Annotated in this window: 23 protein-coding genes and 1 tRNA gene; 20 read left to right on the top strand and 4 right to left on the bottom strand. The window is 41.1% G+C overall.

Annotated elements, in window-relative coordinates:
• The first annotated feature begins 14 nt into the window (after window positions 1-14).
• The 7 genes from grxD (at window position 15) to LU290_RS05480 (ending at window position 5,858) form a co-directional block, all read left to right on the top strand.
• Entirely contained in the window at window positions 15-350 is a 336-nt protein-coding gene (gene grxD, locus LU290_RS05510) for a Grx4 family monothiol glutaredoxin (protein ID WP_277807622.1), read from the top strand.
• Between the two features lie 102 nt (window positions 351-452).
• Entirely contained in the window at window positions 453-806 is a 354-nt protein-coding gene (locus LU290_RS05505; RefSeq protein WP_277807621.1) for a hypothetical protein, read from the top strand.
• A 92-nt stretch (window positions 807-898) separates the two neighbouring features.
• Window positions 899-1,651 carry a WG repeat-containing protein gene (locus LU290_RS05500; RefSeq protein WP_277807620.1) on the top strand — a complete coding sequence of 251 codons (753 nt, stop codon included), beginning with the start codon at window positions 899-901 and terminating at the stop codon, window positions 1,649-1,651.
• A gap of 129 nt (window positions 1,652-1,780) precedes the next feature.
• A complete protein-coding gene (gene mnmG / locus LU290_RS05495) occupies window positions 1,781-3,676 on the top strand; it encodes a tRNA uridine-5-carboxymethylaminomethyl(34) synthesis enzyme MnmG (RefSeq protein ID WP_277807619.1) in 1,896 nt (631 codons plus the stop codon).
• A 118-nt stretch (window positions 3,677-3,794) separates the two neighbouring features.
• A complete protein-coding gene (locus LU290_RS05490; RefSeq protein WP_277807618.1) occupies window positions 3,795-4,184 on the top strand; it encodes a hypothetical protein in 390 nt (129 codons plus the stop codon).
• A gap of 125 nt (window positions 4,185-4,309) precedes the next feature.
• Entirely contained in the window at window positions 4,310-4,813 is a 504-nt protein-coding gene (locus LU290_RS05485; RefSeq protein WP_277807617.1) for a hypothetical protein, read from the top strand.
• Window positions 4,814-4,904: 91 nt separating this feature from the next.
• Window positions 4,905-5,858 (top strand): AEC family transporter, encoded by a 954-nt coding sequence (locus tag LU290_RS05480; protein WP_277809564.1) that lies wholly within the window; start codon window positions 4,905-4,907, stop codon window positions 5,856-5,858.
• An 85-nt stretch (window positions 5,859-5,943) separates the two neighbouring features.
• On the opposite strand, the gene LU290_RS05475 is transcribed toward LU290_RS05480, so the two are convergent.
• Window positions 5,944-7,089 (bottom strand): cupin domain-containing protein, encoded by a 1,146-nt coding sequence (locus tag LU290_RS05475; RefSeq protein ID WP_277807616.1) that lies wholly within the window; start codon window positions 7,087-7,089, stop codon window positions 5,944-5,946.
• 184 nt (window positions 7,090-7,273) lie between these two features.
• Between LU290_RS05475 and prmB the strand changes: the two genes are divergently transcribed.
• The 7 genes from prmB to LU290_RS05440 all read left to right on the top strand — a co-directional run bounded on the left by prmB (window position 7,274) and on the right by LU290_RS05440 (window position 11,859).
• Window positions 7,274-8,398: a 50S ribosomal protein L3 N(5)-glutamine methyltransferase gene (gene prmB / locus LU290_RS05470; protein ID WP_277807615.1), complete on the top strand. Its 1,125-nt coding sequence runs from the start codon at window positions 7,274-7,276 to the stop codon at window positions 8,396-8,398.
• Window positions 8,399-8,506: 108 nt separating this feature from the next.
• Entirely contained in the window at window positions 8,507-9,595 is a 1,089-nt protein-coding gene (aroC, locus tag LU290_RS05465) for a chorismate synthase (RefSeq protein ID WP_277807614.1), read from the top strand.
• Window positions 9,596-9,628: 33 nt separating this feature from the next.
• Window positions 9,629-10,096, top strand: a complete 468-nt coding sequence (gene ybaK, locus LU290_RS05460; RefSeq protein WP_277807613.1) for a Cys-tRNA(Pro) deacylase — start codon at window positions 9,629-9,631, stop codon at window positions 10,094-10,096.
• A gap of 108 nt (window positions 10,097-10,204) precedes the next feature.
• The gene (locus LU290_RS05455; RefSeq protein WP_277807612.1) at window positions 10,205-10,579 is read left to right on the top strand and encodes a hypothetical protein; all 375 of its coding nucleotides are present in this window, start codon (window positions 10,205-10,207) and stop codon (window positions 10,577-10,579) included.
• A 48-nt stretch (window positions 10,580-10,627) separates the two neighbouring features.
• Entirely contained in the window at window positions 10,628-11,128 is a 501-nt protein-coding gene (locus LU290_RS05450) for a hypothetical protein (RefSeq protein ID WP_277807611.1), read from the top strand.
• A gap of 129 nt (window positions 11,129-11,257) precedes the next feature.
• Window positions 11,258-11,344: transfer RNA gene (locus LU290_RS05445), tRNA-Leu, on the top strand.
• A 305-nt stretch (window positions 11,345-11,649) separates the two neighbouring features.
• Window positions 11,650-11,859, top strand: a complete 210-nt coding sequence (locus LU290_RS05440; protein WP_277807610.1) for a hypothetical protein — start codon at window positions 11,650-11,652, stop codon at window positions 11,857-11,859.
• A gap of 384 nt (window positions 11,860-12,243) precedes the next feature.
• On the opposite strand, the gene LU290_RS05435 is transcribed toward LU290_RS05440, so the two are convergent.
• Window positions 12,244-12,468: a hypothetical protein gene (locus LU290_RS05435; RefSeq protein WP_277807609.1), complete on the bottom strand. Its 225-nt coding sequence runs from the start codon at window positions 12,466-12,468 to the stop codon at window positions 12,244-12,246.
• A 117-nt stretch (window positions 12,469-12,585) separates the two neighbouring features.
• On the opposite strand from LU290_RS05435, the gene LU290_RS05430 reads away from it, so the two are divergent.
• Genes LU290_RS05430 through LU290_RS05420 form a run of 3 tightly spaced genes read left to right on the top strand, consistent with a single transcriptional unit; the run spans window position 12,586 to window position 14,351 of the window.
• The gene (locus LU290_RS05430; protein WP_277809563.1) at window positions 12,586-13,797 is read left to right on the top strand and encodes a phage/plasmid replication protein, II/X family; all 1,212 of its coding nucleotides are present in this window, start codon (window positions 12,586-12,588) and stop codon (window positions 13,795-13,797) included.
• Window positions 13,798-13,845: 48 nt separating this feature from the next.
• The gene (locus LU290_RS05425; RefSeq protein WP_277807608.1) at window positions 13,846-14,145 is read left to right on the top strand and encodes a hypothetical protein; all 300 of its coding nucleotides are present in this window, start codon (window positions 13,846-13,848) and stop codon (window positions 14,143-14,145) included.
• Entirely contained in the window at window positions 14,142-14,351 is a 210-nt protein-coding gene (locus LU290_RS05420; protein ID WP_277807607.1) for a hypothetical protein, read from the top strand. The genes LU290_RS05425 and LU290_RS05420 overlap by 4 nt, the downstream gene beginning before the upstream one ends.
• A 384-nt stretch (window positions 14,352-14,735) precedes the next feature.
• On the opposite strand, the gene LU290_RS05415 is transcribed toward LU290_RS05420, so the two are convergent.
• Window positions 14,736-14,960 (bottom strand): hypothetical protein, encoded by a 225-nt coding sequence (locus LU290_RS05415; RefSeq protein ID WP_277807609.1) that lies wholly within the window; start codon window positions 14,958-14,960, stop codon window positions 14,736-14,738.
• Window positions 14,961-15,077: 117 nt separating this feature from the next.
• On the opposite strand from LU290_RS05415, the gene LU290_RS05410 reads away from it, so the two are divergent.
• The 3 genes from LU290_RS05410 to LU290_RS05400 are packed head-to-tail and all read left to right on the top strand — an operon-like array spanning window position 15,078 to window position 16,843.
• Window positions 15,078-16,289: a phage/plasmid replication protein, II/X family gene (locus LU290_RS05410; protein WP_277809563.1), complete on the top strand. Its 1,212-nt coding sequence runs from the start codon at window positions 15,078-15,080 to the stop codon at window positions 16,287-16,289.
• 48 nt (window positions 16,290-16,337) lie between these two features.
• Entirely contained in the window at window positions 16,338-16,637 is a 300-nt protein-coding gene (locus tag LU290_RS05405) for a hypothetical protein (protein WP_277807608.1), read from the top strand.
• The gene (locus LU290_RS05400; RefSeq protein ID WP_277807607.1) at window positions 16,634-16,843 is read left to right on the top strand and encodes a hypothetical protein; all 210 of its coding nucleotides are present in this window, start codon (window positions 16,634-16,636) and stop codon (window positions 16,841-16,843) included. The genes LU290_RS05405 and LU290_RS05400 overlap by 4 nt, the downstream gene beginning before the upstream one ends.
• Before the next feature lie 384 nt (window positions 16,844-17,227).
• On the opposite strand, the gene LU290_RS05395 is transcribed toward LU290_RS05400, so the two are convergent.
• Window positions 17,228-17,452, bottom strand: coding sequence for a hypothetical protein (locus LU290_RS05395; protein ID WP_277807609.1), 225 nt, complete (start codon window positions 17,450-17,452; stop codon window positions 17,228-17,230).
• Window positions 17,453-17,562: the final 110 nt, after the last annotated feature.

The raw sequence follows: 17,562 nt of genomic DNA, 5'->3' as shown, positions 1-17,562 counted from the left end.
TTCTTGGAGCTGTTATGAGCGAGATTAACCCACAAGTTAAAGAATTGATCGAAAATCAAATCAAAGACCACAGCGTGCTACTATATATGAAAGGCACACCGCAATTTCCACAATGTGGCTTTTCTGCCCGTGCGGTGGAAGTTCTGACCCAAATCGGTCGCCCATTTGCTTTTGTTAATATCTTAGAAAATCCAGAAATCCGTAGCACCTTGCCACTGATTGCCAACTGGCCGACCTTCCCACAGCTTTGGGTAAATGGCGAGCTGATCGGCGGCAGCGACATTATCCTGCAAATGTATCAAGCAGGCGAGCTTAAGCCATTGATTGAAGAGCATAGCCCAGAAGTGTGATGGCGTGCTTTTAATTCATAAACCCTGTTAAGTGAGCTTGGCGGGGTTTTTGTTTATAAAAATTAAGATTGCTGAGTATCAAGAAACCCGTCTGGAAACATTATGAATAAAATCAAACAAATCTCCGAACAAATTCTGACACTGTGTGAACAACCAAACACCGCCCTAAAAGCCATTCATCTCATCATTTCGCACGGCGGGGCAGGCGAGCTGGCTTGGCAGGTGGTTTATAATCGTGTACTGGCTGACAGTGATGTCGATGGAGCGTATTATTTGGCAAGCTTTGCCCAAAAGGTCGATGATTTGCCTTTTGAAGTGTTGCCTTTGGTGCGTTTGGTAATGGCAAGCGATGATGAGCTGATGAAGCAGGCGTTACTTGATAAAATGCCCGATGAGGCTCGTGCCAATCTTGACACTTTGCTTGCTGATGATACCCAAAAAGACCTTGATATTTAAGGCTTTCTTGTCTTTGTGTGAATGATAATTTAGGAAAACAGATGAAATACTTTAACAAAAAATGGATGATGATTTTGGTGGGTGTGCTGTCAGTGGGGCAAGCGTGGGGGTGTGAAGTGCCAGAAATTTATGATAATTATGATGAAATTGGTTGCCTATCGGAAGGTTTGGCGGTTGTTGCAAAAAATGATAAATTTGGTTTTATTGATAAAAATGGTCAGCTTGTCATTGCTTTACAATATGATACGGTGTCAGATTTTCATGAGGGTTTGGCAGGTGTTTATCAAAATGGTAAATGGGGGTTTATTGACAAAACAGAAAAAATCATTATTCCTTTTAAATATGATTATGTACTAGATTTTAAAGAAGGCTTGGTAAGCGTCAAAAAAGGCGACAAATGGGGATTTATCAATAAACAAGGAAAAACAATTATTCCCTTTGTGTATGATACAGGCGGAAAATTTGTCAATGGTTTGGTGCGAGTTGAAAAAAATGGAAAATGGGGGCTTATTGACAAAACAGGAAAAGCCATTATCCCCTTTAAATATGGTTATCTTGAAAAATTTAGCGAAGGATTGGCGGGATTTATTCAAAATGGTAAATGGGGCTTTATTGACAGCTTTGGAAATATTGTTGTCCCTGCACAATACGACTATGCCTATCCTTTTAATGAAAATATGGCAGGTGTGGAAATGGATGGTAAATGGGGATTTATTGACAAAACAGGCAACATTATCGTACCAATCCTGTATGATAACGCCCATTATTTTAGTCAAGACAAAGCTGAAGTTAAACTAAACGGTGAAACTTTCTATATTGACCAACAAGGCAATCGTCTGCCCTAACTCCATAACCGCTTTATCGCCCATAAAGCGGTTATTTTTCGCCCAATTTTTCCCAACAATTCCCCAACTTCGCCCCCAAATCTGCTATAATAGCCTAATTTTCTTTAATTTTTATAAACAGCAAATACTATGACTACTTTTTATACTCACCCTAAATCTTATGGTGTCATCGTCATCGGTGGCGGACACGCAGGCACAGAATCGGCGTTGGCGTCTGCCAGAATGGGCGTGCCAACTTTGCTCATCACCCACAACATTGAAACGCTAGGACAGATGAGTTGTAACCCAGCGATTGGCGGGATTGGCAAATCACACCTAGTAAAAGAAGTGGACGCACTTGGTGGGGCAATGGCTTTGGCAACCGACCACGCAGGCATTCAATTTCGGGTGCTAAACAGCCGAAAAGGGGCTGCGGTGCGAGCGACTCGTGCCCAAGCCGACCGACTACTTTATAAAGCCTTTGTTCGCCAAACTTTGGAAAATCAGCCCAATCTTGATTTATTTCAACAACCCGTGGACGATATTATCATTGAAAACGGCAAGGCGGTGGCGGTGGTGACGGCAAGTGGCGTTCGCATTAATGCCCAAAGCATCGTGCTGACTTCGGGGACTTTTTTGGGTGGGGTGATTCACATTGGGCTACAACACCAGTCAGGCGGACGAGCAGGCGATATGCCGTCCATTCGTTTGGCTGACCGTTTGCGTGAGCTTAAACTCCCCGTTGGGCGACTAAAAACAGGCACGCCCGCTCGCATTGACGCACGCACGGTGGATTTTAGCGTGATGACCGTACAACACGGCGACACGCCCTTGCCTGTGATGAGTTATCGTGGCAATGTGGCTATGCACCCCCGCCAAATCCCTTGCTACATCACGCACACCAACGCACGCACGCACGACATTATCCGTGCCAATCTTGACAGAAGTCCGATGTTTAGCGGTAAGATTGAAGGCGTTGGGCCCCGTTATTGTCCGTCCATTGAAGATAAGATTCATCGCTTTGCCGACAAGGACAGCCATCAGATTTTTATTGAGCCAGAGGGCTTGACCACGCACGAGCTGTATCCCAACGGCATTTCCACAAGTTTGCCCTTTGAAGTGCAAATTGAGTTCATTCACAGTATGAAAGGGCTTGAAAATGCTCACATCACACGCCCAGGTTACGCCATTGAATACGACTATTTTGACCCGCAAAATTTAAAACCGACTTTGGAAACCAAATCCATTGACCGCCTGTATTTTGCAGGGCAAATCAACGGCACGACAGGCTATGAGGAGGCGGCAGCACAAGGAATGCTCGCTGGCATTAACGCCGCCCTTGCCGTGCAGGGCAAGGAGATTTGGACACCGCAAAGGCACGAATCCTATCTTGGCGTGCTGGTGGACGACCTTATCACGCACGGCACCAAAGAGCCGTACCGAATGTTTACAAGCCGTGCCGAACACCGCTTATTGTTGCGTGAGGACAATGCCGACCAACGCTTAACGCCAATCGCTCATAAACTTGGCTTAATTGATGAAACACAGTGGGCAAGTTTTAATCAAAAAATGGACGACATTGAAAAAGAAACCGCTCGTTTAAAAGACATTTGGGCAACGCCAAATAATGCAATTGGCAAAGCCTTTATGGAAAATACAGGCGAAGTTTTAACCAAAGAAAATAATCTCTTGGATTTATTAAAACGCCCCAACATTACTTTTAACAACATTGCCAAAATTAGCGAAAGTACTGTCAATAACGAAGTGGGCGAGCAAATTGAAATTGGCGTCAAATATCAAGGCTATATTGACCGCCAAAACGATGAAATTGAGCAAATGCGAAAGCTAGAAAACACGCCTTTGCCGCTTGATTTTGATTATAGTCAAGTGTCGGGCTTATCCAATGAAATCGTACAAAAACTTAGCCATATCCGCCCTGCAACATTGGGGCAGGCAAGTCGGATTAGTGGGGTGACGCCTGCGGCGATTAGTTTACTTGCGATGATGGTTAAGAAGATGAAGAAGGCGGAGAAATTGGCGGAGTAAGGTTTTTTATAGGAATACACACCATTTATAGTTTGTGTTAAATGGTGTGTATACGCTATTGCATTCAAAATAAATTTTAAGCTTGTCTTTATATGCCTAAAATTTTATGGAAATCCAAATGATGAATGAATTTGAACAATTATCACAACTTATCCAAGCATTTGAACGCACCGATTTTACGGACAAACAATATAAACCCCAAATCCAATCCCTTGCAAAAAAGAAAGTGGATTGGGGTTTGGTTGAAAATTATTACAAAAGCATTTCGTTAGATGATTTGTGCCAAATTTTATTAATGCCCGAGATTGAAAATTGGCAAGATTTAACCGATGATGAATGCTTAAATCTCATTCAAGAAATCTTGGACGATGTCTGCAATGTAGCGATTGTGGATAGAAATATGGACGCATTACACAAACGCTATCCCAATCTTTCAGTTTGTGATTTGATTTTTTGGCAAGATGAAACCAATGCAAAAGTGATATTGGAGAGATTAAAAACTTCTTAAAAATTCGTCAGGTGCGCACCATGCACCAAATTAAATGCTGTACCTAAAATGGTGCGTATTATGCACCTTACGCCCCATTCTGTATTTGTGATGACTGCAAACACACTCAAAATAAGGAAATTGCAATGAAAAAATATGCGTTGTTAATGGCGGTTTTGATGATTGGCTGTGTTAATCCAGTACAAAATACAACCAAGTCTGCAATCAATCAAAAGCAAGCAACTTTGGCAGATTTTGATGGTTGTGCTGATGTGTATGATGAAGCTCGTTTGGAAGATTTGTATTTTGAAAATACCAAGCAAGCCTTGCAATTTTTTCCAAAATTACTGGACAAAGATAATGCTCCTGTACCAAAATATAATAATGCTTATTTTAATATGATGTGTGGCGGTACGGCTTTAACAGGTAATATCAGCACCAGCCCAAAACAAGGTAAAACTTGGGTGGAAATTCAAACTTGTGGCGATTTGACTTGGCAAAGTGAAAAAGACGCTTGCAGTGTTGATAAAGGATTTTATCATAATGGGTTAAAGGGTCAAAATGGCGAAACCATGATTTTAAAATATGGCTATATTTTCTACATTGGAAAAGATGGTGCGGTAAATGCCTATAAAATTTCATCATTTTAATAACGAGAAGATTTTGACTTTATTTTTGAGTAATTTTTGGTTATGATAAGTCATTTTATCATAACCAGAATTTACCATGAACCCCCAAGAAATCCTCCAAGCCGTAAGCTTTGCCTTTATGATTGTCTTTCCAAACCTAGCCTTGATGGGGCTGGGTTTTTATATGCAAAAATCAGGCAAGATTAACACTACTTTTATTGATACGGCATCCAATATCGTCTTTAATTTTGGCTTGCCATGCCTGCTGTTTTTTAGCGTGATTAAAAGTGAAGTGAATTTTGCCGAACAAAGTACGCTGATTTTGGCGGGGTTTATCACGACTTTTGTGCTGTTTTTTGGGGCGGAAACTTATGCCAAATTTTTTGTCCCAGCCGTGCGTGATAAGGGCGTGTTTGTACAGGGCGTGTTTCGCTCAAATATGGCGATTATCTCGCTTTCGGTGGCGACCAATGCCTATGGGGCGGTGGGGACGAGCGTGGGGGCGATTTATATGGGAATTATTACGATTTTGTATAATATCCTGTCGGTCATCACGCTGTCTCGCACGAGCCAAAATACCAATTTTAAATCACAAAGCATTGATATTATTAAGAAAATTTTTACCAATCCGCTCATCATCGCTTTGGTTTCCGCCTTTGTGTACAAGGGTTTGGAGTTGCCCCTGCCACCCAAGCCAATTACCAAAACAGGCGAACTGATGGCAAACATCGCTCTGCCATTGGCGCTGATTTGTGCGGGGGCGACATTGGATCTAAAATCCATGTTTGGCTTGTCGGGCGTATCCATGCAAGCAAGCATTGGCAGGGTGATTGTTGCACCATTGGTGGCGGTATTGGCAGGCGTCCTGTTGCAATTACCGCCTGTGCAGTTTGGCGTGCTGTTTGTGATGGTGGCAAGTCCTGCGGCGGCGGCAAGCTATGTCATGGCAAAGGCGATGGGCGGTAATGATGTCTTGGCGGCGAACATTTTGGCATTTACCACCGTGGTGAGTATGATTGGCTTGGCGGTGGGCATGGCGTGGCTTCGGGTGGCGGGCTTGGTCTAGTGATTGACCATAAGAAATGAGCCTAAAAATGAGCCAAAGCTGGCTCATTTTTTTGTGATGAAAAATTTGGCAAAAAGATTGGTTATCAAATCAAAATTAACCAGTTATCATTAAGCCAATTTGCCGTACTTGCCAGCAGCTCATCGGTTAAATCATCAAAGACAATCGCTTCATTGTCGGTAAATCGCTCAATGAGTGCCAGCTCGTCTTCGGTAAAGCAGACATTTTCGCCGTTGATGTACCATTCGCCATGTTGTAGGACAAATCGGCAAGCAGGGTTAATCATCAAGCATTCGCCACTTTGTAGGCGTTCGGCAAGCTCATCAGGGGTCAATTCATCCTCAAAGGCGACCAGCTCATATTGGCGTTTGCTGACTAGCTCGCTCAATGCTCGGCTTATGATGGCATCGCCTTGTTCTGAATTGAGCAAGTTGATAAGCTCATCTTTGATTGCACGGACGCTGTCATTGCTAAGTTCATACGGATTGGCTTGCACCGCTTGTGGCAGGGTCAAAGGCGAAAATAGCGAATGCTCGCCTGTGGCAACATCGGCGATTTCGTCTAGGATTTGCACAAGATTTGGACGGCGAAAGCCAAAGCTAAATGTCAAACAGTCATCAAGTGCCACCCCATAGTGGCTAAGGCGTGGCGGTACATACAAGACATCGCCAGCTTCTAGCACTTCATCAAAAATAATCTGCCCCATGTCGTCAAGCAGGCGAATTGGCTGACCTTCCACAAAAGGCGTGCCGACATCGCACATTTTGCCAAGCGTCCAACGGCGAGAGCCGTAGCCTTGAGCCAAAAACACATCATATTCATCATAATGCTCGCCCACCGAACCGCCAGCCCCAGCGACCGACACCATGATGTCGTCTTGTTGCCATTTTGGAATAAAATCAAAGGCTTGCCACAGCTCGCCAAGCTCAGGTGACCACTGTTCTAGGTTTTGCACAAGCACTGTCCAAAGCTGTGGCGTGCTTTGCAAATCTTGTTCGGTCAGGGGCGAATTTTTAAGCGTCCACTCGCTAGGATTGTCGTCTTTTTGGGCAATCAAGCGAGCTGAAACACCATCTTCTATCGCCAAATCCAGCACATCGGCTGGCTCAAACATACCCACAAGGGCAGGCAAGCCGTTTTTAATCAAAAGTGGTTTTTTTTGCCAATAATCACGCAAAAAAACTTCTGGTGTGATGTCGGCAGGCAAGCAAAAAGGCAATTTGTCGTTCATGAGTATTCTCAATATTAAAATAAATGCCCACCATTTTAACAATTTTTTGTCCAAAAAACCATTTTAAAGGAAAAAAGCAGGGCGACAAGGCAAAAAATCGCACAAATATCGCATAAATAAGGTTTAAAAAAAACCAAATTTTCATTATAATGATGGTTTTATTCTGATTTTTATTGAGCGCACCATGTCTGACTCCACTCATTTTACCGCTGATTTTCAAAACCTTCCTGAGAATTTGAGCGACTTTACCGAATTTCATGAAGATTTTGCCCAATTTTCTGATGATGGCAAATTGAACGAGGCGCAAAGTGCCAAGCTGTATGCCGAGCTTAATGAGGCGGCAGAAAGTCTGCGCACCATTCGTGATTTTATCCGTTTTTGTGTCAGTAAGCTGCGTGAATATGATGTCGTGGTGGCGCAGGGCACGACCGATGAATTCGCCGAAAGTGCCGCCATCGTGCTGCATACCTTAAATCTTGATTGGTCTGCAAATCCTGAGATTTTGGATTGTCGCCTGACCGACCTTGAAAAATCGGCGGTCTTGGAGCTGCTTGGCAACCGCATCGTACAACGCAAGCCTTTGAGCTATCTCATCAATTTGGCTTATTTTTGCAATTTGCCGTTTTATGTGGACGAGCGAGTGTTGATTCCCCGTTCGCCGATTGCCGAGCTGATTAACAAGCAGTTTTTCCCGTATTTTGATGTGGAGGACACCAAAAAAGCCAAGTTTTTTGAGCATGGCTTGGAGGAGCGTCAGCTGGCACACCCTGAGCGAGTGCTTGACCTGTGCACAGGCTCAGGCTGCATTGCCATTGCGCTTGCTAAGGCATTTCCTGATGCCAATGTGGACGCCACCGACATTTCAAAAGACGCCTTAGAGGTGGCTTGGACGAATGTGGAATATCATGACTTAGAGCATCAGGTGAATTTGCTTGAAAGCGACTTGTTTGACAAATTGCCGATGGAAAATCAGTACGAACTCATCGTCACCAATCCGCCTTATGTCGATGCTGAGGACATGGCAGATTTGCCGCCTGAGTTTTTGCACGAGCCAGAACTTGCGCTAGCAGCGGGTCAAGATGGCTTGGACTTAGTGCACAAAATTCTTTATGAAGCGCCTGATTATCTGACCCGAGATGGTCTTTTGGTCTGCGAGGTGGGCAACAGTGAGTGGCACTTGCGTCAGGCGTATCCGTCGATTCAATTTAATTGGCTAAAATTTGAAAAGGGTGGTCATGGAATTTTTGCCATCAACCGTGAGGAGCTGGTGGAATATAGAGAGTTGTTTGAGCAGTATGTAAAATCTTAATTTAAACCTAAGCTGCAAAACCCAAATGACCAAATTTAGGTTACCAAATGTAAATTAAAAAACCACAAACACTCTCACCCATAAACACCCATAAAAAAGGAATCAACAATGTCAGGCAATACAATAGGACAGCTTTTTAGCGTAACCACCTGTGGCGAGTCGCACGGCGTGGGTTTGATGGCGATTGTGGACGGTGTGCCGCCCAATTTGCCCCTATGTGAAGAAGATTTGCAAATTGAATTGGATCGCCGTAAACCTGGTACGAGCAAATTTGCCACCCAACGCAAAGAAGAGGATAAGGTAGAAATCATCTCTGGTGTGTTTGAAGGGCGGACGACTGGCACGCCAATCGGACTACTTATCCGCAACACCGACCAAAAATCCAAAGACTACGGCAACATCGCCACGACTTTTCGCCCCAATCACGCCGACTACACTTATACGATGAAGTATGGTTTTCGTGATTATCGTGGTGGTGGGCGTTCATCAGCACGAGAAACGGCAATGCGTGTGGCGGCAGGGGCAATTGCCAAAAAATACCTAAAAGAACGCCTAGGCATTGTCATCAAAGGCTGTGTTACCCAGATTGGCAATGAAAAATCCGAAAAATTGGACTGGTCTATCGTGGGTGAAAATCCGTTTTTCTGTGGCGATAGCGATGCCATTCCCCGTTTTGAAAAATTGGTAACCAGTTTGCGTGAAAATGGCACCAGCTGTGGGGCAAGGCTTGAAATTTTTGCCGAAAATGTCCCTGTGGGGCTTGGCGAGCCTGTGTTTGATCGTCTTGATGCGGACATTGCCCATGCGATGATGAGTATCAATGCAGTCAAAGGCGTGGAAATTGGCGACGGTTTTGCTGTTGCCGAGCAGTTCGGTCATGAAAGCCGAGATGAATTGACACCAGAGGGCTTTACCGCCAATCACGCAGGCGGCATTTTGGGCGGGATTAGTAGCGGTCAGACCATTAAGGTTGCCATCGCCCTAAAACCCACCGCAAGCATCACCACGGCAGGTAAAACCATTGACCTAAATGGCAATGCTACCGATGTCATCACCAAAGGTCGCCATGATCCGTGCGTGGGCGTGCGTGCCGTGCCGATTGCCGAGAGTATGCTGGCGATTGTGCTGCTTGATCATTATCTGCGTCATCGTGGACAAAATGCCGATGTGGTTCAGCCGTTAAAGCCGATTGAGTAAGTCGATTGAATAAGTAGCCAATTTGAGTGAGTTATGACGCCAGCCATTACTTTATTAAAAAAGCAAAAAGTGGATTTTAGCATTCACGAATACGACCATGATCCAAATTGCACCAATTTTGGCGATGAAGCAGTGGCAAAACTTGGTCTAACCGACCAAGAAGTTTTCAAAACCCTGCTTGCAACCGATGGCAAAAACTACTTTGTGGCGGTGTTGCCTGTGGCGTATCAGCTTAATTTGGGTAAATTTGCCAAAGCGGTGGGCGTTAAAAAGTTAAGAATGGCGGACATGGCAAGTGCCGAGCGTATCACGGGTTATTTAGTGGGCGGAATCAGTCCGCTTGGGCAAAAGAAACGCCTACCGACCGTCATTAGCGCCACCGCTCAAACCCTGCCAAAAATATATGTCAGTGGTGGTAGGCGTGGGCTGGATGTGGGCATAATTCCTGATGATTTGGCAGCAGTGCTTGGGGCGAAATTTGCCGACATCATTGATGTTTGAAGCATTGAAGGGTGCTTTGACTGGTTTGGCAGGGCGATGGTTTTGTGCATGGTTTTAAGTAAAGCTTGATTTGATTTTTAAACAAAACATATTTTAAATGGAGTAATCATGAAAAAGTTTGGTATGATTGTGGTGTCGGCGCTGGCGTTGTCAGGCTGTGCCACGAGTGATGTGCAGACAGCGGCAGGTTCAGCAAGCGGCATTGGCATGAATATTTTTAAAACAGCGGTGGACGCACGGTGCCGCAGCGAGCTGAATGCCAACCAGATTTACAAGACGGCATCACTATTCATGACGAGCGAGCAGAAAACCGCTCTTGAAAACAAAGCCTGTGGCTGCGTGAGCGAAAAAGCCCCGCAGAGCGTCACACTCACCGAGCTTGGACAAGCAGCGCTTGACCCTGCCGCACGCACGCAGATTGTCGGTACGGCGGTCGCCAAGACTTTAAATGCGTGCGTCAGTGAATTCTTGCAAGGCGCGTAAGTCGGTAGGGCGTTTGAGACAATAGGGCATCACACAATGCATGACGGAATGAATGCGACACACTCTTGGTGCAACCATCTTCAACCAAGGTGGCTTGGCTGTCTTTTGGCGTTTGGTGTTTTTGCCTGCCTTACCGGCTGTGATGACACAGTGCCGCCAGCACAATCCATAGAAAGCAAGCACTTGGCTGGCGAGAAGAGCGACCAAGCCGCTTTGGTGCAAGGTCGCATCAGTGCGCAAGACGAATGTCCAAAGCTTGTACAAAAACGCATCGACAGGACTTCTGTTTCTCGTCAAGAGCAAATTTTGGGCAATGCTTGTGACTATTTCATCTATCCAAATGTCGGCGAGGTGGTGAGTGTGTCGGTCTCGGATTCTCGCATGAAGCCGTATCTGGACATTCCTTATTACCATAATTTTGCCAATGGTGATTATGTGGTGGTGGCGAGTGGTCGTCATGTCATTCGCTTGGAATATGACAGCTTGGAGCGCAAGCCAAACATCATGAACTATGTGCTTGAAGTGAATATTCGCCCCCAAAATCAGTGAGCTGTCAGCCAAGCGAGCATTATTTGCAAATATTTATAAAAATTTGAGTATTTTTTTGCAAAAAAGGCTTGACGAATCTTAAAAATCCTATATAATACGCATCCATAAGCAATCAGCTTAACCACTCATGCCAGTGTGGTGAAATTGGTAGACACGACGGATTCAAAATCCGTTGCCCTTAAAAGCGTGTCGGTTCGAGTCCGACCACTGGTACCAATAAAATCAAAGACTTACAGCATTTGTTGTAAGTCTTTTGTTTTTTATTATAATAATCAATTTAAAACAATCAAATAATAACGCTTTACTATTAACACGCCTACAAAACCCTTGAAAACATCAAATTTTAAGGGTTTTTTGTTTGCTTAAAATACAAAAACAAGCGATTTTTGATTTTAGATTATCGGCACGAAAAATGACAGTGCGACAGGCGCAAATGAACAATGTTAGATAACTTGTTCAAGCAACAAAACCGCCAGCTTTGTCATCAAAGAAATTGAATTCATCAACAAGGACGGTAAGAAATGAAATTCACATTAAACCAGCTTAATTCATTATTAGGCAAAAGAGTTTGTTTTAATACAGTTTGCGAGCTTGGTAAACAGCAAATCACAGGCAAGGTTATTGGTTTTACTGTTTATCAAAATCAAGAATGTGATTTGGTGGTAAATTGTGATGAATTTGGCTTGGAAGATTTTAGCGGTAAAGATATTCAAGATTTGATTTATTCATAAATCCGATTAGTTATACTTCGCATAATGTAAGTTAAGATTATGCTAAAAATGCCCCATGCTATCATTTTTTTAGCATGGGGTATTTTTACCGCTTGCGGCTGCATAATCTGCATTATGCGATGTATAACTATACACCACAACCCCAAGCAAGGCGGATTAAATGCCAATCCATTAAGGCAAATTTAATCCGCCTTTGCTTTGGGGTTTGTGCTTGATTTATTTTTTTGCAAATTTAATGTAGTTTATTTATATTTACTTTGTAATTACAAATAAGGCGGTTTTTGTGTGAGCAGGGCGGGCGGTGCTAACGACGCTGGCGAACACAAAAACCGCACACCGCTATCTAATGGTGTGCCTGAGTCCTAAATTTAGGAATTTTTGCACTTAATTGTCAAATTTGCTGGAAATCTCATTTTGGCTTAATACTCGAATTTCACCCGTTCTTGTTAATTCTACATCGCCAGTCAGTAGGGTTTGTTTTAATATCTCATGTAAAATTTTTGATTCTGGTAAGGGTGTTTTACCGAATTTTAGAAGCTCAATATTAACTGCAATGGATTTTTTATATAGGGCTTCTTCTTCTGCCTTAGTTAATTTAAAAGATTGCATGATTTTGCCTTGAATTTGATTTGTAATTATTATAAATTATTTTTCCAAATCTATTTACTTCTAAAAGTAATTTTTGTAGAATTATCTTTATTTCTACTTTTCTACTTTTATAATTCAATGCTTGACCATCTTCGTTTAGCCGTCCCAGTATTTCCTATCTACGCTGTCGAGTGTGGACAGGGGAATTTTTATTTTGAAGGGGACTTGCTTAAACTGGGTTTGAATTGTGGGGCTAGGGTGGTTACGCTGGGCGATGATGGCAAGCCTAAAGCACAAGACTTGTATGCTCCTTATGATACGCTTGGTTCTGATTATTCAGATATGGCTGTAAAGTTTTACGACAAAGGTATAAATTGTTTGCCGTATGTCGAATTAAAAGCCAGTCCATTAAAATTACTACAAGGTCATAATGTCTATGGCTTTGAAAGCATAGAACTTGGTGCGGTGCAAATGCTTGGTATGCTCATTGATGCCTTTCCTGATTTGTGTGCATATTTAGACTTTGCTAAAACCGAGGTTCTGCATTTAGACATTACTTACATGGCAAGTCTGCCACATCAAAATCTTGTTAAACCAGTTCTTGAATATCTTGCGAACATTTCAAGCGGTCATGCCAAAGCCCAAAACTTACGCTATAATAACTATGTTCGCTGGGGTACACAAAACAGCCGATATATTGGGCGTAAAGTTTACGGCAAATACGAGGAGGTAGAAAATCAAATTAAACAACTGCAAAAACAAGCTGGTAAAGATAATCAAGCATTAGCCAAGTTAAATGCTTTATTTAAAGCCAAAGACTTTGCCAATGCAAAATTACGCTTTGAAGCTCGTATTTGTAAAACTTATCTATCCAAGAACAATTATCCAAGTAATCTGTTTGAGCTAATCCATCTACAAAAGACGCAATATGGCTTACTGCAAAATATGTGGGGCGTTGCGTTTAGTCCAATTTTAAATGCTCTTCAAGGTGAAAATATGACATTAAATGATGATGATAAAGTTTTAGACTTATTAAAATCCAAATTATTTACCGTAAACAAAAAGGGTGTTGTTAGTTACACAAAGGCTAATAATGCTTATCAATTTTATATCCGTCTAAAGAATGATGGTTTTGAGAAAACAAAACAAAATTCATCGAAATCTACATTTCATTTAAATTTAAAAATTTTAATTGACTGCGGTCTATCAAAAGCCTATCTGCAAAACCTACACAATGAGCCATCAAATGTCATTCCATTTGTGCGTTTGATACACATTGACTTTGATAAGCAAGTGCCAGATGACTATGTAGAGCCAATCAGTAAATATCAAATGCCATTGGTTGCTTAATCGTGCCTGAGTGAAAAATATTTCATTATTCAATAAGGAGTTGAAATCATGCTTGTGTCTATGGATGTAAATGTTATTGGTGCGTCTGCTTTGAATTTTACGGCTGATGATGGCACGGTTTACAATCACATTAAAATCATTGCATTAGCTGACAATAAAGGTGGTTATGGCTCGGTTGGTCAATCTTTTAAGTATGACAAACCAAGCAATTACATTGATGAGTTTGGCTTTATCCAGCCAGGTCAAGTATATCAAGCCAGTTGTAAGGGCTTGTTTGAAAGTAATGGCAAAACAGCTAGCTTTGTCATTAAAGAGATTCAATTTAACAAAAAGGAAGTTAAATCATGAATTTCACATTAAATCAATTAAATGCTTTACTAGGTAAGAATGTTCAATTTAATACAGTTTGCGAGCTCGGCAAACAACAAATCACAGGCAAGGTTATTGGTTTTACTGTTTATCAAAATCAAGAATGTGATTTGGTGGTAAATTGTGATGAATTTGGCTTGGAAGATTTTAGCGGTAAAGATATTCAAGATTTGATTTATTCATAAATCCGATTAGTTATACTTCGCATAATGTAAGTTAAGATTATGCTAAAAATGCCCCATGCTATCATTTTTTTAGCATGGGGTATTTTTACCGCTTGCGGCTGCATAATCTGCATTATGCGATGTATAACTATACACCACAACCCCAAGCAAGGCGGATTAAATGCCAATCCATTAAGGCAAATTTAATCCGCCTTTGCTTTGGGGTTTGTGCTTGATTTATTTTTTTGCAAATTTAATGTAGTTTATTTATATTTACTTTGTAATTACAAATAAGGCGGTTTTTGTGTGAGCAGGGCGGGCGGTGCTAACGACGCTGGCGAACACAAAAACCGCACACCGCTATCTAATGGTGTGCCTGAGTCCTAAATTTAGGAATTTTTGCACTTAATTGTCAAATTTGCTGGAAATCTCATTTTGGCTTAATACTCGAATTTCACCCGTTCTTGTTAATTCTACATCGCCAGTCAGTAGGGTTTGTTTTAATATCTCATGTAAAATTTTTGATTCTGGTAAGGGTGTTTTACCGAATTTTAGAAGCTCAATATTAACTGCAATGGATTTTTTATATAGGGCTTCTTCTTCTGCCTTAGTTAATTTAAAAGATTGCATGATTTTGCCTTGAATTTGATTTGTAATTATTATAAATTATTTTTCCAAATCTATTTACTTCTAAAAGTAATTTTTGTAGAATTATCTTTATTTCTACTTTTCTACTTTTATAATTCAATGCTTGACCATCTTCGTTTAGCCGTCCCAGTATTTCCTATCTACGCTGTCGAGTGTGGACAGGGGAATTTTTATTTTGAAGGGGACTTGCTTAAACTGGGTTTGAATTGTGGGGCTAGGGTGGTTACGCTGGGCGATGATGGCAAGCCTAAAGCACAAGACTTGTATGCTCCTTATGATACGCTTGGTTCTGATTATTCAGATATGGCTGTAAAGTTTTACGACAAAGGTATAAATTGTTTGCCGTATGTCGAATTAAAAGCCAGTCCATTAAAATTACTACAAGGTCATAATGTCTATGGCTTTGAAAGCATAGAACTTGGTGCGGTGCAAATGCTTGGTATGCTCATTGATGCCTTTCCTGATTTGTGTGCATATTTAGACTTTGCTAAAACCGAGGTTCTGCATTTAGACATTACTTACATGGCAAGTCTGCCACATCAAAATCTTGTTAAACCAGTTCTTGAATATCTTGCGAACATTTCAAGCGGTCATGCCAAAGCCCAAAACTTACGCTATAATAACTATGTTCGCTGGGGTACACAAAACAGCCGATATATTGGGCGTAAAGTTTACGGCAAATACGAGGAGGTAGAAAATCAAATTAAACAACTGCAAAAACAAGCTGGTAAAGATAATCAAGCATTAGCCAAGTTAAATGCTTTATTTAAAGCCAAAGACTTTGCCAATGCAAAATTACGCTTTGAAGCTCGTATTTGTAAAACTTATCTATCCAAGAACAATTATCCAAGTAATCTGTTTGAGCTAATCCATCTACAAAAGACGCAATATGGCTTACTGCAAAATATGTGGGGCGTTGCGTTTAGTCCAATTTTAAATGCTCTTCAAGGTGAAAATATGACATTAAATGATGATGATAAAGTTTTAGACTTATTAAAATCCAAATTATTTACCGTAAACAAAAAGGGTGTTGTTAGTTACACAAAGGCTAATAATGCTTATCAATTTTATATCCGTCTAAAGAATGATGGTTTTGAGAAAACAAAACAAAATTCATCGAAATCTACATTTCATTTAAATTTAAAAATTTTAATTGACTGCGGTCTATCAAAAGCCTATCTGCAAAACCTACACAATGAGCCATCAAATGTCATTCCATTTGTGCGTTTGATACACATTGACTTTGATAAGCAAGTGCCAGATGACTATGTAGAGCCAATCAGTAAATATCAAATGCCATTGGTTGCTTAATCGTGCCTGAGTGAAAAATATTTCATTATTCAATAAGGAGTTGAAATCATGCTTGTGTCTATGGATGTAAATGTTATTGGTGCGTCTGCTTTGAATTTTACGGCTGATGATGGCACGGTTTACAATCACATTAAAATCATTGCATTAGCTGACAATAAAGGTGGTTATGGCTCGGTTGGTCAATCTTTTAAGTATGACAAACCAAGCAATTACATTGATGAGTTTGGCTTTATCCAGCCAGGTCAAGTATATCAAGCCAGTTGTAAGGGCTTGTTTGAAAGTAATGGCAAAACAGCTAGCTTTGTCATTAAAGAGATTCAATTTAACAAAAAGGAAGTTAAATCATGAATTTCACATTAAATCAATTAAATGCTTTACTAGGTAAGAATGTTCAATTTAATACAGTTTGCGAGCTCGGCAAACAACAAATCACAGGCAAGGTTATTGGTTTTACTGTTTATCAAAATCAAGAATGTGATTTGGTGGTAAATTGTGATGAATTTGGCTTGGAAGATTTTAGCGGTAAAGATATTCAAGATTTGATTTATTCATAAATCCGATTAGTTATACTTCGCATAATGTAAGTTAAGATTATGCTAAAAATGCCCCATGCTATCATTTTTTTAGCATGGGGTATTTTTACCGCTTGCGGCTGCATAATCTGCATTATGCGATGTATAACTATACACCACAACCCCAAGCAAGGCGGATTAAATGCCAATCCATTAAGGCAAATTTAATCCGCCTTTGCTTTGGGGTTTGTGCTTGATTTATTTTTTTGCAAATTTAATGTAGTTTATTTATATTTACTTTGTAATTACAAATAAGGCGGTTTTTGTGTGAGCAGGGCGGGCGGTGCTAACGACGCTGGCGAACACAAAAACCGCACACCGCTATCTAATGGTGTGCCTGAGTCCTAAATTTAGGAATTTTTGCACTTAATTGTCAAATTTGCTGGAAATCTCATTTTGGCTTAATACTCGAATTTCACCCGTTCTTGTTAATTCTACATCGCCAGTCAGTAGGGTTTGTTTTAATATCTCATGTAAAATTTTTGATTCTGGTAAGGGTGTTTTACCGAATTTTAGAAGCTCAATATTAACTGCAATGGATTTTTTATATAGGGCTTCTTCTTCTGCCTTAGTTAATTTAAAAGATTGCATGATTTTGCCTTGAATTTGATTTGTAATTATTATAAATTATTTTTCCAAATCTATTTACTTCTAAAAGTAATTTTTGTAGAATTATCTTTATTTCTACTTTTCTACTTTTA

It is taken from the genome of Moraxella nasibovis (assembly GCF_029581575.1).
GTDB lineage: Bacteria > Pseudomonadota > Gammaproteobacteria > Pseudomonadales > Moraxellaceae > Moraxella > Moraxella nasibovis.
This window is presented reverse-complemented; position numbering and strand designations above follow the sequence as displayed.

What these genes read in the sequence shown, in the direction of transcription:
- grxD (WP_277807622.1), top strand. Translation starts at nt 15, where the DNA reads ATGAGCGAGATTAACCCACAAGTTAAAGAATTGATCGAAAATCAAATC.
- LU290_RS05505 (WP_277807621.1), top strand. Translation starts at nt 453, where the DNA reads ATGAATAAAATCAAACAAATCTCCGAACAAATTCTGACACTGTGTGAA.
- mnmG (WP_277807619.1), top strand. Translation starts at nt 1,781, where the DNA reads ATGACTACTTTTTATACTCACCCTAAATCTTATGGTGTCATCGTCATC.
- LU290_RS05490 (WP_277807618.1), top strand. Translation starts at nt 3,795, where the DNA reads ATGATGAATGAATTTGAACAATTATCACAACTTATCCAAGCATTTGAA.
- LU290_RS05485 (WP_277807617.1), top strand. Translation starts at nt 4,310, where the DNA reads ATGAAAAAATATGCGTTGTTAATGGCGGTTTTGATGATTGGCTGTGTT.
- LU290_RS05475 (WP_277807616.1), bottom strand. Translation starts at nt 7,089, where the DNA reads ATGAACGACAAATTGCCTTTTTGCTTGCCTGCCGACATCACACCAGAA.
- prmB (WP_277807615.1), top strand. Translation starts at nt 7,274, where the DNA reads ATGTCTGACTCCACTCATTTTACCGCTGATTTTCAAAACCTTCCTGAG.
- aroC (WP_277807614.1), top strand. Translation starts at nt 8,507, where the DNA reads ATGTCAGGCAATACAATAGGACAGCTTTTTAGCGTAACCACCTGTGGC.
- ybaK (WP_277807613.1), top strand. Translation starts at nt 9,629, where the DNA reads ATGACGCCAGCCATTACTTTATTAAAAAAGCAAAAAGTGGATTTTAGC.
- LU290_RS05455 (WP_277807612.1), top strand. Translation starts at nt 10,205, where the DNA reads ATGAAAAAGTTTGGTATGATTGTGGTGTCGGCGCTGGCGTTGTCAGGC.
- LU290_RS05450 (WP_277807611.1), top strand. Translation starts at nt 10,628, where the DNA reads ATGAATGCGACACACTCTTGGTGCAACCATCTTCAACCAAGGTGGCTT.
- LU290_RS05440 (WP_277807610.1), top strand. Translation starts at nt 11,650, where the DNA reads ATGAAATTCACATTAAACCAGCTTAATTCATTATTAGGCAAAAGAGTT.
- LU290_RS05435 (WP_277807609.1), bottom strand. Translation starts at nt 12,468, where the DNA reads ATGCAATCTTTTAAATTAACTAAGGCAGAAGAAGAAGCCCTATATAAA.
- LU290_RS05430 (WP_277809563.1), top strand. Translation starts at nt 12,586, where the DNA reads ATGCTTGACCATCTTCGTTTAGCCGTCCCAGTATTTCCTATCTACGCT.
- LU290_RS05425 (WP_277807608.1), top strand. Translation starts at nt 13,846, where the DNA reads ATGCTTGTGTCTATGGATGTAAATGTTATTGGTGCGTCTGCTTTGAAT.
- LU290_RS05420 (WP_277807607.1), top strand. Translation starts at nt 14,142, where the DNA reads ATGAATTTCACATTAAATCAATTAAATGCTTTACTAGGTAAGAATGTT.
- LU290_RS05415 (WP_277807609.1), bottom strand. Translation starts at nt 14,960, where the DNA reads ATGCAATCTTTTAAATTAACTAAGGCAGAAGAAGAAGCCCTATATAAA.
- LU290_RS05410 (WP_277809563.1), top strand. Translation starts at nt 15,078, where the DNA reads ATGCTTGACCATCTTCGTTTAGCCGTCCCAGTATTTCCTATCTACGCT.
- LU290_RS05405 (WP_277807608.1), top strand. Translation starts at nt 16,338, where the DNA reads ATGCTTGTGTCTATGGATGTAAATGTTATTGGTGCGTCTGCTTTGAAT.
- LU290_RS05400 (WP_277807607.1), top strand. Translation starts at nt 16,634, where the DNA reads ATGAATTTCACATTAAATCAATTAAATGCTTTACTAGGTAAGAATGTT.
- LU290_RS05395 (WP_277807609.1), bottom strand. Translation starts at nt 17,452, where the DNA reads ATGCAATCTTTTAAATTAACTAAGGCAGAAGAAGAAGCCCTATATAAA.